The following is a 13,761-nucleotide window of genomic DNA, read 5'->3' as shown; positions in this document are numbered from 1 at the left end:
CTACCATGAAAGAAGATATTAAAGAAGTATTAATCTCAGAAGAAGAAATTCAGGCAAAGGTTTTAGACATTGGACGACAAATAACAGAGGAATATAAGGATTCATTTCCTTTAGTTATTGGAGTATTAAAGGGTGCAATGCCTTTTATGGCAGATTTATCAAAACGAATTGATACGCATCTTGAAATGGACTTTATGGATGTATCTAGCTACGGTGACGGAATGGTCTCATCTGGTGAAGTGAAAATTATTAAAGATTTAGACACTTCTGTTGAAGGACGTGACGTACTTATTGTAGAAGATATTATAGATAGTGGATTAACACTTAGTTATTTAGTTAAGCTATTCCATTATCGCAAGGCAAAAACAGTAAAAATCGTAACATTGCTTGACAAACCAGATGGGCGTAAAGTTGATTTGGTTCCTGATATTGCTGGTTTTACAGTACCGGATGCATTTGTTGTAGGTTACGGGTTAGACTATGCAGAGCGATATAGAAATCTACCGTATATCGGTGTGCTGAAGCCTGAGGTATATGAGGGTAAATAGTTTGAATAAAGTGCCATTTATGATACTATAATTTAAGTTGTGAATGAACGTGGGAGGAGGTACGGAATGAATCGGATTTTTCGTAATACAATCTTTTATTTGTTAATCTTTTTAGTCATTGTTGGGATAGTGAGTTTCTTTACTGGAGACCAGGTAGAAACGGAACAACTGACTCTTGATCAGTTCCAATCCCATTTAGAAAATAATCAAGTAACATCTATTGCTATGAAGCCAGAGCGACAAGTATATTTAGTTACTGGTGAATTAACTACACTTGAAGAGGGTGACCGCTTCATAACCTACATTCCTAGGACGGAACAGGTAGTTGAAGACTTACTTGCTGCCACAGGACCAGGTGGTCAACCATTATCGTTTGATATGCAGCCTGCTGATGAAGCAAGTGGCTGGGTAACATTCTTTACGTCAATTATTCCGTTTATCATCATCTTCATCCTTTTCTTCTTCTTGTTAAGTCAAGCACAAGGTGGAGGAAGCCGTGTGATGAACTTTGGTAAGAGTAAAGCCAAGGTTGTTCAAGATGATAAGAAGAAAGCAAAATTTAACGACGTAGCGGGTGCTGATGAAGAGAAGCAAGAACTTGTAGAGGTAGTAGAATTCTTAAAAGATCCTCGTAAATTCTCAGCCATTGGTGCACGAATTCCTAAAGGGGTACTTTTAGAGGGTCCTCCTGGTACAGGTAAAACATTACTTGCACGTGCTGTAGCTGGAGAAGCTGGTGTTCCATTCTTCTCAATCAGTGGTTCTGACTTTGTTGAAATGTTCGTAGGGGTCGGTGCTTCAAGGGTACGTGATTTATTTGAAAATGCTAAGAAGAATGCTCCTTGTATAATCTTTATTGATGAAATTGATGCAGTAGGTCGTCAACGTGGTGCTGGTCTTGGTGGTGGTCACGATGAGCGTGAACAAACATTAAACCAATTACTAGTTGAGATGGATGGTTTCAGTGCGAACGAAGGAATCATTATTATTGCGGCAACAAACCGTCGTGATATTTTAGACCCTGCATTATTACGTCCTGGTCGTTTTGACCGTCAAATTATGGTTGGTCGCCCTGATGTTATCGGTCGTGAAGCGATCATGAAAGTTCATGCTCGTAACAAACCATTAGGTGACGATGTAAACTTAAAAACGATTGCAACACGTACTCCTGGATTCTCAGGTGCTGACTTAGAAAATTTATTAAATGAGGCAGCCCTAGTTGCAGCAAGAAAAGATAAAAAAGAAGTAAATATGGTTGATATTGAAGAAGCGATTGACCGTGTAATTGCTGGACCTGCTAAGAGTAGTCGAGTGATTTCTCCTAAAGAAAGAAACATTGTTGCTTATCATGAAGCAGGACACACAGTTGTCGGTGTGAAACTTGAAAACGCAGATATGGTACATAAAGTAACCATTATTCCTCGTGGGCAAGCAGGAGGATACGCTGTTATGCTTCCTAAAGAAGATCGTTACTTTATGACTAAGCCAGAACTGCTTGATAAGATTATTGGTTTATTAGGTGGTCGGGTTGCTGAAGAAGTAATATTCGGTGAAGTAAGTACCGGAGCACATAATGACTTCCAAAGAGCAACTGGTATTGCCCGTAAAATGGTTACAGAGTTCGGGATGAGTGAAAAAATAGGACCAATGCAATTTGTATCTGGATCTGGTGGTCAGGTGTTCCTTGGTCGAGACATTCAAAACGAACAAAGCTATAGTGACCAGATTGCCTATGTAATTGACCTAGAAGTTCAAGCAATAATTAAAGAATGTTATGAGCGTTGTAAACAGATTTTAATTGAAAATAAAGATAGTCTTGAACTTGTAGCGAAAACTCTTCTAGATTTAGAAACTCTAGATGCGGAACAAATTAAGTCACTAATTAATGAAGGAAAACTTCCTGAGAATCATCATACAAACTTAGTGAAAGATGGTAAACAGGCTGAGGCTTCTGATGTTAAAGTGAACATTAATTCGAAAAAAGATGAAGAATCTTCATCTGAGGATCCTGAACAAGCATCCTCTTCAGATGAGAACAAAACGGATAAATAATTGTTAAGAAAATAGGATGTCTAAATAGACATCCTATTTTTTTTAAGTAATAATGAGATCGTTAAAAAGAAAATATAGAGCTGTGGTGAGAATAAGATGATTTTTGTCATTGATGTTGGAAATACGAATATAGTTTTGGGCGTGTATGATGGAGAAGAATTAAAATACCATTGGCGCATTGCTACTAGTAGAGAGAAGACAGAAGATGAATATGGAATGATCGTGAAGGATTTGTTTTCACATGAAGGAATTCAACTTTCTGATGTGAATGGAATTATTATTTCTTCTGTAGTTCCACCAATTATGTTTGGTCTCGAGAAAATGTGTAAAAAATACTTCCATACGACTCCTTTAGTTATAGGTCCAGGAATCAAAACAGGGCTTAACATTAAATATGATAACCCGAAAGAAGTAGGTGCTGACCGTATCGTAAATGCAGTTGCAGCCATCGACCAATACGGTGCTCCTCTCATTATTGTAGACTTTGGTACAGCGACTACATATTGCTTTATTAACGAAGAGAAGCAATATCTTGGTGGAGCTATTGCCCCTGGCATTGGTATCTCAACAGAGGCGCTATATACAAGAGCATCGAAGCTACCAAGAATTGAAATTACAAAACCAACTCAAGTTGTCGGTAAAAATACTGTCAATGCGATGCAAGCGGGTATTTTTTACGGGTATGTCGGGCAAGTAGACGGCATTGTTTCTCGTATGAAAGAGCAATCAGATGTTGAACCGACTGTAATTGCTACAGGTGGACTTGCCTCCTTAATTGCAAAAGAGTCAACAACAATCGATATAGTAGACCCGTTTCTAACATTACGAGGACTATTGATGATTTATATGAAAAACTGTGAATAATAAGAAGGACAAGCAAATTCCAATTTGATGAATTTGCTTTCTTCGTTTAAGAAGGGTATAAAAAAGTGTGGTTTTCCCTTTTTATTCTTCTTAAAGTAATGCGCGTAGCCGTTGCCTCTTTTTAAAAGCATGCTTCGAGTGGTTTTCTCGTAGCGTGCTCGCAACGTGCGAAGCCATTACCGCTTCTTGAATCATCTATTTGGTACTTTTTCAGTGACCTACGTTTAAGGGAGTAGTCTTATGACTAAGCCTCGTAACAATGAAGTAAAGTTATTGGTTTCTACAAGAAAGCGTATAAAGAACAAGTCAGTGTTACATTAGAGTTCTTTAGTTTTATTTTTTTGAGAAAAGAAAGGAAGATAAGTATGACAGATTATTTAGTAAAAGGAATTGCCTTTGATGGAAAGGTAAGAGCATATGCAGTAAAAACAACAAACATGATTAATGAGGCAGTACGTAGACATGGGGCGTGGCCGACAGCGGCAGCGGCATTAGGAAGAGCGATGACTGCGAGTACCATGATGGGCTGTATGTTAAAGGGTGACGATAAGCTTACAGTAAAAGTAGAAGGTGGAGGACCTGTTGGGGCTATTATTGCTGATAGTAATGCATTAGGTGAAACAAGAGGGTACTTAGGCAACCCACAGGTTCATTTTGACTTAAATGAACACGGAAAGCTAGATGTGGCTCGCGCAGTAGGGATAAATGGATATCTATCAGTTGTGAAAGATTTAGGAATGAGAGATCATTTTACAGGTAGTGTACCTCTAGTTTCAGGTGAACTAGGTGAAGACTTTACGTATTATTTTGTATCGTCTGAACAAACTCCTTCTTCTGTAGGAGTAGGTGTACTTGTGAATCCAGATAACTCTATATTAGCAGCCGGTGGGTTTATTATTCAGCTAATGCCTGGGGCGGATGATTTAGTTATTGAAACAATTGAACAGAGGTTGTCTACAATCCCTCCTATTTCAAAGCTAATTGAAACTGGTATGACACCTGAAGAAATATTATTTGCACTACTAGGAGAAGACAATGTAAAGATTTTAGATAAAATGAACGTCTCATTTTCTTGTAATTGTTCCAAAGAAAGAATTGCGAATGCAATCATTTCCCTTGGGGAGGCTGAAATAAAAGCAATGATAGAAGAAGATGGTGGAGCAGAAACGACATGTCACTTTTGTAATGAACAATACGTTTTTACAAAGGAAGAGCTAGAAGAGTTGCTTTAGAAAACTGATGTTTTGATAAAAAAGTTCACAATTGGAAAATTATTAAAAAATCTTATTGACTAATCTGAAAACCTCTGATACTATAATCTTAACAAAACCAATAAAATTACTCGGTATTAAGGGGGAGCAAAAATGACAGTTGCAAATTCAATCACTGAATTAATTGGTAAAACTCCGTTAGTAAAATTAAATCGTTTAAGTTCAGAGGACCATGCTGATATTTATTTAAAACTAGAATATATGAACCCAGGTAGTAGCGTTAAAGACCGTATCGCATTTGCGATGATCGAAGCTGCAGAAAAAAGTGGAGCTCTTAAGGAAGGCGATACAATTGTAGAACCTACGAGTGGAAACACTGGTATCGGGCTTGCAATGGTAGCAGCTGCAAAAGGATATCGTACAAAGCTTGTAATGCCTGAGACGATGAGTTTAGAGCGTCGTAACTTACTACGTGCTTATGGTGCAGAGCTTGTATTAACACCAGGACCAGAAGGAATGGGTGGAGCAATTCGCAAAGCTACTGAGCTATCTAAAGAAAATGGATACTTCATGCCGCAGCAATTTGAAAATGAAGCAAATCCAAAGATTCACCGTGAAACGACTGGGAAAGAGCTTTTAGAGCAAGTAGATGGACAAATTGACGCATTTGTTTCTGGTATTGGTACTGGTGGAACAATCACAGGTGCTGGTGGACTACTTAAAGAAAATTTCCCAGAATTAAAAGTTGTTGCAGTAGAACCTGCTGATTCTCCTGTATTATCAGGTGGAAATCCTGGACCACATAAAATCCAAGGTATTGGGGCTGGATTTGTTCCAAGTATCTTGAATACAGAAGTATATGATGAGGTTATTAAGGTAACAAATGATCAAGCGTTTGAATATGCTCGTCGTGCAGCGAAAGAAGAAGGAATTCTAGGTGGAATTTCATCAGGTGCAGCAATATATGCAGCACTTCAAGTGGCTGAGAAGCTAGGAAAAGGGAAGAAAGTAGTAGCAATCATTCCAAGTAATGGTGAGCGTTACTTAAGTACACCTTTATATCAATTTGACGAATAAAGCATAATAGAGCAATCTCTCAAAAATGAGGGATTGCTTTTTAAAATTGAAAGTTAATGATAGAATAACGGTAAGAAATGTGCTTTGGGGAGTGTGACAAGATTGCTTCAAAAGAATGACACAATGACGAACCCAACAAAGCGAAGCCTCCTAGTCAGGAGATTCTCTTTAGAAGAAATTGCTTGGTTTGAACGGTATAAATATTTATCAAAAAATGAACCTCATCACGTACTTTTAGAAAGTGGACGAGGTGGGCAATACAGCATTCTTGGAATGAAACCTTTTGCTGTTTTAAAGGGAAAAAATAATCGACTAGAAGTTATTCAGGAAGAGCAAAGTGAGGTAAAAGAAGGCGAACTTCTTTCACTAATGCGCGATTGGATGTCAGCATTTGACGCACCTACTATTAATGATATTCCTCCTTTTCAAGGTGGAGCGATTGGTTTTATTAGTTATGATCTTGTTAGACAAATCGAGTCACTACCTGAACAAAGTAAAGACGATTTAAACACATATGATTTATACTTTCTTGTCTTTGATGAATTCTTTGTTTACGACCATCATGAGAAAGAAATGTGGGCGATGTCATATACATTAAAGGAAGAAGAACAGGTAACGAAAGAACGCCTTTTTACCTTTGAAAAGGAATGGACGTCAACTTCCTCCGAGTGGCAGTGGAACTACGATTATGAGCTTGAAGAGGATGAGCTTCAAACTTCTTTTTCTGAAGGAGAATTCGGTGACGCAGTTGAAAGAATTAGAAATTACATTTCCGCTGGTGATGTGTTTCAAGTAAATCTTTCTGTTAGGCAAGCGAAGAAGTTACAAACAGAACCACTTCATATTTATGAGAAGCTGAGAGAGTTTAATCCATCACCTTATATGGCTTACCTACAAACACCAGAGTTTCAAATCGTATCTGGTTCGCCAGAGCTTCTTGTAAAAAAGCAAGGAGACGATGTTAGTACTCGTCCAATAGCTGGAACGCGGTCAAGAGGGAAGAATGATGAAGAGGATGAAAGACTGGCAAAGACGTTAATTGAGAACGAGAAAGAAAGAGCAGAGCATGTGATGCTCGTTGATCTTGAGCGTAATGATTTAGGTCGGGTTTGTGAATATGGTACAGTAGAAGTAAATGAGCTTATGGTGATTGAAAAATACTCACATGTAATGCACATTGTATCAAATGTTCGTGGGAAATTAGCGCGCGGAAACGATTTATACGATATAATTAAAGCGACCTTCCCCGGTGGAACAATTACTGGTGCACCGAAAGTGAGAACTATGGAAATCATTGAAGAACTAGAACCGGTGAGAAGGGGAATCTATACAGGCTCAATTGGTTGGATCGGATTTAATGGCGATATGGAACTTAATATAGTCATAAGGACGTTGCTTGCACAGCAAGGAATGGCCTATATCCAAGCGGGTGCTGGTGTTGTTATTGATTCCAATCCAGTTGCTGAATTTAAAGAATCATTAAAGAAGGCAAGAGCTGTATGGAAAGCAAAGGAATTAAGTGAAGATGAGCTTAGAAAAGAAAAGTGAAGATGAGCTGAGGAGGAAATTGAAATGATATTAATGATTGATAACTATGATTCTTTTACGTACAATCTGGTTCAATATTTAGGTGAAATGGGTCAGGAACTTGTTGTAAAGCGAAATGACCAAATTACAATTGCTGAAATTGAGGAGTTAGCTCCGACGTATTTAATGATTTCGCCAGGCCCTTGTAGCCCTAATGAAGCAGGAATTAGTATGGAAGCAATTCGTTATTTCGCCGGCAAAATTCCGATTTTTGGTGTTTGTCTTGGGCATCAATCAATTGCACAAGTATTTGGTGGAGATGTTGTTCGTGCTGATGAATTAATGCACGGTAAAACATCTGAAATTACTCATGATGAAAAGACTATTTTTCAAGGGATTGAATCACCATTTACAGCAACGAGGTATCATTCATTAATTGTTAAAAGAGAAACACTTCCAGATTGCTTTGAAATAACGGCTGAAACAAGTAAAGGGGATATTATGGCCATTCGCCATAAATCCCTATCAATAGAAGGAGTTCAATTCCATCCTGAGTCCATTATGACGACAGATGGAAAGAAGCTCTTGCGCAATTTCATTGAACAGTATGGGGAGAAGAACGTATCATGTACATCTATCTAAATGGAAATATTGTCTCGGAAGAACAGGCAACAATTTCACCCTTTGACCATGGATTTATGTACGGACTAGGCGTCTTTGAAACATTTCGTATTTACAATGGTCATCCATTTTTATTGGATGACCATTTTCTTCGTTTGCAAAACAGTTTAGAACAGTTAGGAATAGCATGGGACTACTCAAAACAGGATGTCTTAACTATCCTACAGGATTTGCTGAATGTAAATGGTTTACAAAATGCCTATGTTCGTTGGAATGTCTCGGCAGGTCCTAGTATCTTAGGTCTTCACACAGAAAAGTACACTCAACCTACTACGACTGTGTATATGAAATCAATTCTGGATAACATGGCAACAGTAAAAAAAGGCCAAGTCCTTAATATAAGACGTAACACTCCAGAAGGTCAAAATAGACTTAAATCTCACCACTATTTAAACTCAATTCTAGGTAAAAGAGAAATTGGTGACGCTACAGATGTAGAGGGCATTTTCCTTACAAAAGAAGGGTTTCTAGCTGAAGGGATCGTTTCTAATTTATTTTGGTTAAAAGAAAATAAAGTGTACACTCCGTCCTTAGATACTGGAATATTGGACGGGATTACAAGACGATTTGTTCTGGCTATATTAGAGAAAAATGGTTTTCGGTGTATTGTGGGAGAATTCCCTGTAGAGAACCTTTTAGAAGCGGATGAGGCATTCGTTACTAATTCAATTCAGGAAGTAATTAGCCTTTCTCATATAAATGAAAAAAAGCTTCCTACTAAAGAAAATTCAATAGGTAACATGTTACAAATGGAGTATAGAGAGTATCGGGAAAAGCTATGGAGTAAGGGAGAAATAATGGTTTAAAAAAGAGGTGTAGGCAATGATTATTACTAAAGCAGTAAATAACAAAGATAATCAATATAACTTTAATCAAAGGACTCATATCATGGGCATCTTGAATGCAACGCCAGATTCATTCTCCGATGGTGGCCAGTTTAATGAGGTAGACGTAGCCGTAAGACATGCAAAAAAAATGGTACGTGATGGAGCGGATATTATTGACGTAGGTGGTGAATCTACTAGGCCGGGTTCAGATAAGGTCCAATTAGAGGAAGAGCTACGACGAGTAATTCCGATTATTAAAGCGATTTCAGAGCATGTTGATGTTCCTATCTCTATTGATACGTATAAAGCAGAGGTAGCGAAACAAGCAATTGAAGCGGGGGCATCAATTATTAATGATGTTTGGGGTGCAAAGGCAGATCCTGAAATGGCAAATGTCGCTGCACACTATGGTGTTCCGATTATTCTTATGCATAATCGTGAAAATAAGAACTATACCGATATAATTTCAGATATGCTAAACGATTTAGAAGAAAGTATTTCGCTATGTAAAGAAGCAGGAGTCGAAGAAAAAAACATTATTATAGATCCGGGCATTGGATTTGCCAAAACTTATGAAAATAATCTAGAAGTGATGCGAAGACTTGATGAACTACATGTATTAGGCTATCCAGTACTGTTGGCTACATCAAGAAAATCATTCATAGCAAAGGCACTTGATTTACCTGTTGATGAAAGAGTAGAAGGAACAGGAGCATCGATTTGCCTTGGAATCTCAAAAGGGTGTCAAATTATTCGTGTACATGATGTACTAGAAATGAAAAGAATGGCAAAAATGATGGATGTTATGCTTGGGAAGGGGATGCAGCATGGATAAGATATATATGCACCAGCTACAATTCTACGGATATCACGGTGTTTTTTCTGAGGAAAAAACACTAGGACAACGTTATATGGTTGATTTAACTTTAAGCGTGGATTTACATGGTGCTGGCGTAACAGATGATTTAAGTAAGACTGTAAATTATGCGGATGTTTACCAATTAGTAAAGCAAATTGTTGAAGGGAAAGCATTTGATTTAATTGAAGCAGTAGCAGAGACAATTGCGAACTCCATTCTTTCTGAATTTGTTTTGATTAAAGAATGTACTGTAAAAGTGACAAAGCCAAACCCACCAATCCCAGGTCACTATGAATCAGTAGCTGTGGAGATTAGTCGTACAAGATGAACAACGAAGCGCTTATCTCGTTAGGGTCAAATATCGAAAAAAGAGACGGCTATTTACAGTTTGGGCTTAGAGAATTATCTGAACACGAACAAATTGAAGTGATGGAAGTATCTTCTATTTATGAAACTGCGCCTATTGGTTATACAGAACAAGAGCATTTCTTGAATTTAGTCGTTCAAGTAAAGACAAGCCTTTTGCCAATGGAACTGCTAAGAGTAGCTCAAAAAATTGAGAATGATGCAAATCGTAAAAGAGTGATTCGTTGGGGTCCCCGAACATTGGATCTTGACATTTTGCTCTATAATCAAGAGAATATTAAGGTGGATGATTTATCAATACCACATCCACGGATGAACGAAAGAGGATTTGTCATTATTCCTTTACAAGAAATCCAACCATCACTTTATTTTGTTCATCTTAATAAACCAATTAAGCTTGTCTATAAACAGCTTACAGATAAAGAAGGTGTAAGGCTATGGAAGAGGCGCTCTGGGGAAGGCGAATTCGGGCTTTTCGAAAATTGAAAGGCCATACGCAAGAGAGTTTTGCAAAAGCAATTGGAGTTTCCGTTTCTGTCTTAGGTGAGATTGAACGAGGTAATCGAGTACCAAAAGAAGAATTGGTAGACCAAATTGTCTCAGTATTAAATATTAGTAGGGAAGAACTACTATCGGATAAATAAGGAACGTCTTTTACGGAGGTGAAAAAATAATGTTAAAAATACGTGATGTTGCATTAAAGAATCCAGTAGTCCTTGCTCCGATGGCAGGTGTTTGTAATCCGGCATTCCGTTTAATTGCCGTTGAGTTTGGTGCAGGATTAGTCTGTGCAGAGATGGTAAGCGACAAAGCGATCTTGCATAAAAATGAAAAGTCATTAAATATGCTTTATGTTGATGAGAGAGAAAAGCCTCTTAGCCTACAAATTTTTGGTGGTGAAAAGTCAACATTAGTTGAAGCGGCAAAGTTCGTTGATAAAAATACAAATGCAGACATTATTGATATCAATATGGGTTGTCCTGTACCGAAAATTACAAAATGTGATGCGGGTGCAAGATGGTTATTAGACCCTAATAAAATATATGATATGGTATCAGCTGTTGTTGAAGCAGTAGACAAACCTGTAACAGTTAAGATGAGAATTGGTTGGGATGAGGAACATATTTATGCAGTCGAAAATGCACGTGCAGTTGAACGTGCAGGAGGTAGCGCTGTTGCTGTTCATGGACGTACGAGAGTGCAGATGTATGAAGGAACAGCAAATTGGGATATCCTTAAAGATGTAAAAGAAGCAGTTTCCATTCCTGTTATCGGAAATGGAGACGTAAAAACTCCAGAGGATGCAAGAAAAATGTTAGATACAACTGGTGTCGATGGTGTAATGATTGGTCGAGCGGCTTTAGGAAACCCATGGATGCTATATCGAACGGTCCATTATTTGGAAACGGGTAAGTTACATCCTGAGCCAGGAACACGTGAAAAAATTGATGTCTGTATGATTCACTTAGACCGATTAATTGATTTAAAAGGTGAGCATGTAGCTGTACGTGAAATGCGTAAACATGCGGCGTGGTATTTAAAAGGTATGAGAGGAAACTCTCATGTGAGAAATCAAATTAACTCATTTGAAACTCGTGATGATGTATATTCATCGTTATATGCATTTGTAGATGAAGTTGAAGCGAGAGCAGTTGTGACAACTGACGCTATCTAATCAACTAAATGAGTATTTAATGTTTGACTTTCTTATACTGTTTTTCTTATAATGCCTCTGAGAATTAGCTACTGCCAGTACGTATCACTGGCAGTTTTTCTACATAAATTTATTAAAATAAAATATTAATGGAGTTGATCAAATGAGTGAAGAGTTAGAGTTTAATGATCAGTTAACTGTACGAAGGGACAAGCTCAAAAATTTGCAAGAGCAAGGAGTCGATCCTTTTGGTGGTAAGTTTGAGCGTAGCCACACGGCAACTGAAATGCAAGAGCAATACGGTGAGATATCAAAAGAAGATTTGGAAGAACAAGGTAATATTGTAACGATTGCAGGAAGAATCATGACGAAGCGTGGGAAAGGTAAGGCGGGCTTTGCTCATATTCAAGATTTAACTGGTCAAGTTCAAATCTATGTTCGTAAAGATGCAGTCGGAGAAGAACAGTATGCTATTTTTAACTCAATTGATATTGGGGACATTGTTGGTGTTTCTGGGGAAGCATTTAAAACAAAAGTAGGAGAGCTATCTGTAAAGGTAACTGATTTTCAAATACTATCAAAATCATTACGTCCTTTACCAGATAAGTTCCATGGCTTAAAAGACATTGAACAAAGATATCGTCAACGTTATGTTGACCTAATTATGAATCCAGAAGTGCGTGATACATTTGTATTACGTAGTAAAATACTTCAATCAATGCGTCGCTATTTAGATAGCCGTGGATATTTAGAGGTAGAAACACCAACAATGCATTCAATTGCCGGTGGTGCTTCAGCTCGTCCGTTTATCACGCATCACAATGCGCTAGATATGACTCTATATATGCGTATTGCAATTGAGTTACATTTAAAGCGTCTTATTGTAGGTGGACTAGAGAAGGTCTATGAAATTGGACGTGTATTCCGTAATGAGGGAGTGTCAACAAGACATAATCCTGAATTTACAATGATTGAGCTTTATGAAGCGTATGCTGATTATAAAGATATCATGAGTTTAACTGAAAATCTTATCGCTCATATTTCTGAGGAAGTACTAGGTACAACAAAAGTTACTTATGGAGAATATGAGGTTGATTTAAAACCTGAGTGGACACGTCTTCATATGGTAGACGCAATCAAAGAACATTCTGGTGTAGACTTCTGGGCTGAAATGTCTGATGAAGAAGCAAGAGCTCTAGCAAAAGAACATAATGTCCCTGTAAAAGATACGATGACATATGGTCATGTAGTAAATGAATTCTTTGAGCATTTTGTTGAAGAAAAACTAATTCAACCAACATTTATTTATGGACATCCAACAGCAATTTCGCCACTGGCTAAGAAAAATCCAGAAGATGAACGTTTCACTGATCGTTTCGAGTTATTTATTGTAGGTCGTGAACATGCAAATGCTTTTACGGAGTTAAATGATCCTATCGACCAAAAGGGACGTTTTGAAGACCAATTGAAAGAGCGTGAGCAAGGTGATGATGAAGCTCATATGATGGATGAGGATTTCATTGAGGCGCTTGAATATGGTATGCCACCTACTGGGGGCCTAGGTATTGGGATTGACCGAATTGTGATGCTACTTACAAATTCTCCGTCCATTCGCGATGTACTCCTATTCCCTCAAATGAGACATAGAGAAACAACTGGAGAATAACATAAGAAAAAGGTTGTCCTAAATGAGGGCAACCTTTTTCTTATGAAATAATTTTTATTAGGTTTATTGTTTGAATAGATGGGAATGAATTGTAGTAGTTGCTTACTAAATTAGTAATTTTATTTAGTAGATTACATGAGGTGGAACCCGTAATTACTACCAAAACATGAAAGAACAATAATAAAATTAGTATTTCTTATTGCTTTTTGATTTTCAAGGTGATATATTAATTCTTGCCGAAAAAAAATTATTACTTTTTTTACGGAAAACTTATTATAAAATGTTGTTGACAAAAAAGATTTAACAATGTTATATTAGTTAAGTCGCCAACAAACGACAATATTTGTTCTTTGAAAACTGAACAAGACAAAAGCCAAGCGTAAAAGAGATGTAAACACATCTCGTTAATTTTCTCGATTTTTTAAAATC

General features: G+C 37.5%; 14 protein-coding genes. All 14 read left to right on the top strand.

Translation table 11 applies throughout. The features are described from left to right. The first annotated feature begins 5 nt into the window (after window positions 1-5). Complete coding sequence (gene hpt / locus CD003_RS21065) at window positions 6-548, top strand: hypoxanthine phosphoribosyltransferase (protein ID WP_096203231.1); 543 nt, start codon at window positions 6-8, stop codon at window positions 546-548. Between the two features lie 66 nt (window positions 549-614). Beyond that, window positions 615-2,600, top strand: coding sequence for an ATP-dependent zinc metalloprotease FtsH (gene ftsH / locus CD003_RS21060; RefSeq protein ID WP_096203230.1), 1,986 nt, complete (start codon window positions 615-617; stop codon window positions 2,598-2,600). Window positions 2,601-2,696: 96 nt separating this feature from the next. Continuing rightward, entirely contained in the window at window positions 2,697-3,464 is a 768-nt protein-coding gene (locus CD003_RS21055; RefSeq protein ID WP_096203229.1) for a type III pantothenate kinase, read from the top strand. Window positions 3,465-3,829: 365 nt separating this feature from the next. Next, complete coding sequence (hslO, locus tag CD003_RS21050) at window positions 3,830-4,696, top strand: Hsp33 family molecular chaperone HslO (RefSeq protein WP_096203228.1); 867 nt, start codon at window positions 3,830-3,832, stop codon at window positions 4,694-4,696. A 132-nt stretch (window positions 4,697-4,828) separates the two neighbouring features. Then, a complete protein-coding gene (gene cysK / locus CD003_RS21045) occupies window positions 4,829-5,752 on the top strand; it encodes a cysteine synthase A (RefSeq protein ID WP_096203227.1) in 924 nt (307 codons plus the stop codon). A 123-nt stretch (window positions 5,753-5,875) separates the two neighbouring features. Continuing rightward, window positions 5,876-7,300, top strand: coding sequence for an anthranilate synthase component I family protein (locus tag CD003_RS21040; RefSeq protein WP_096203274.1), 1,425 nt, complete (start codon window positions 5,876-5,878; stop codon window positions 7,298-7,300). Window positions 7,301-7,324: 24 nt separating this feature from the next. Beyond that, a complete protein-coding gene (pabA, locus tag CD003_RS21035; RefSeq protein WP_096203226.1) occupies window positions 7,325-7,921 on the top strand; it encodes an aminodeoxychorismate/anthranilate synthase component II in 597 nt (198 codons plus the stop codon). Then, on the top strand, window positions 7,906-8,766 hold the full coding sequence (gene pabC / locus CD003_RS21030) for an aminodeoxychorismate lyase (protein WP_096203225.1): 861 nt from the start codon (window positions 7,906-7,908) through the stop codon (window positions 8,764-8,766). The genes pabA and pabC overlap by 16 nt, the downstream gene beginning before the upstream one ends. Before the next feature lie 16 nt (window positions 8,767-8,782). Further along, window positions 8,783-9,622: a dihydropteroate synthase gene (folP, locus tag CD003_RS21025; RefSeq protein WP_096203224.1), complete on the top strand. Its 840-nt coding sequence runs from the start codon at window positions 8,783-8,785 to the stop codon at window positions 9,620-9,622. Further along, a complete protein-coding gene (gene folB / locus CD003_RS21020) occupies window positions 9,615-9,974 on the top strand; it encodes a dihydroneopterin aldolase (RefSeq protein ID WP_096203223.1) in 360 nt (119 codons plus the stop codon). The genes folP and folB overlap by 8 nt, the downstream gene beginning before the upstream one ends. Continuing rightward, window positions 9,971-10,498 (top strand): 2-amino-4-hydroxy-6-hydroxymethyldihydropteridine diphosphokinase, encoded by a 528-nt coding sequence (folK, locus tag CD003_RS21015; protein ID WP_096203222.1) that lies wholly within the window; start codon window positions 9,971-9,973, stop codon window positions 10,496-10,498. Before folB ends, folK begins: the two co-directional genes overlap by 4 nt. Then, window positions 10,450-10,656, top strand: coding sequence for a helix-turn-helix domain-containing protein (locus tag CD003_RS21010; RefSeq protein WP_096203221.1), 207 nt, complete (start codon window positions 10,450-10,452; stop codon window positions 10,654-10,656). Before folK ends, CD003_RS21010 begins: the two co-directional genes overlap by 49 nt. Window positions 10,657-10,685: 29 nt before the next feature. Further along, window positions 10,686-11,687, top strand: a complete 1,002-nt coding sequence (gene dusB / locus CD003_RS21005) for a tRNA dihydrouridine synthase DusB (RefSeq protein ID WP_096203220.1) — start codon at window positions 10,686-10,688, stop codon at window positions 11,685-11,687. Window positions 11,688-11,829: 142 nt separating this feature from the next. Continuing rightward, window positions 11,830-13,332 carry a lysine--tRNA ligase gene (gene lysS / locus CD003_RS21000; protein WP_096203219.1) on the top strand — a complete coding sequence of 501 codons (1,503 nt, stop codon included), beginning with the start codon at window positions 11,830-11,832 and terminating at the stop codon, window positions 13,330-13,332. The last annotated feature ends 429 nt before the right edge of the window (window positions 13,333-13,761 follow it).

It is taken from the genome of Bacillus sp. FJAT-45350 (genome assembly GCF_002335805.1).
In the GTDB taxonomy this organism is placed as follows: Bacteria; Bacillota; Bacilli; order Bacillales; family NISU01; genus FJAT-45350.
This window is presented reverse-complemented; position numbering and strand designations above follow the sequence as displayed.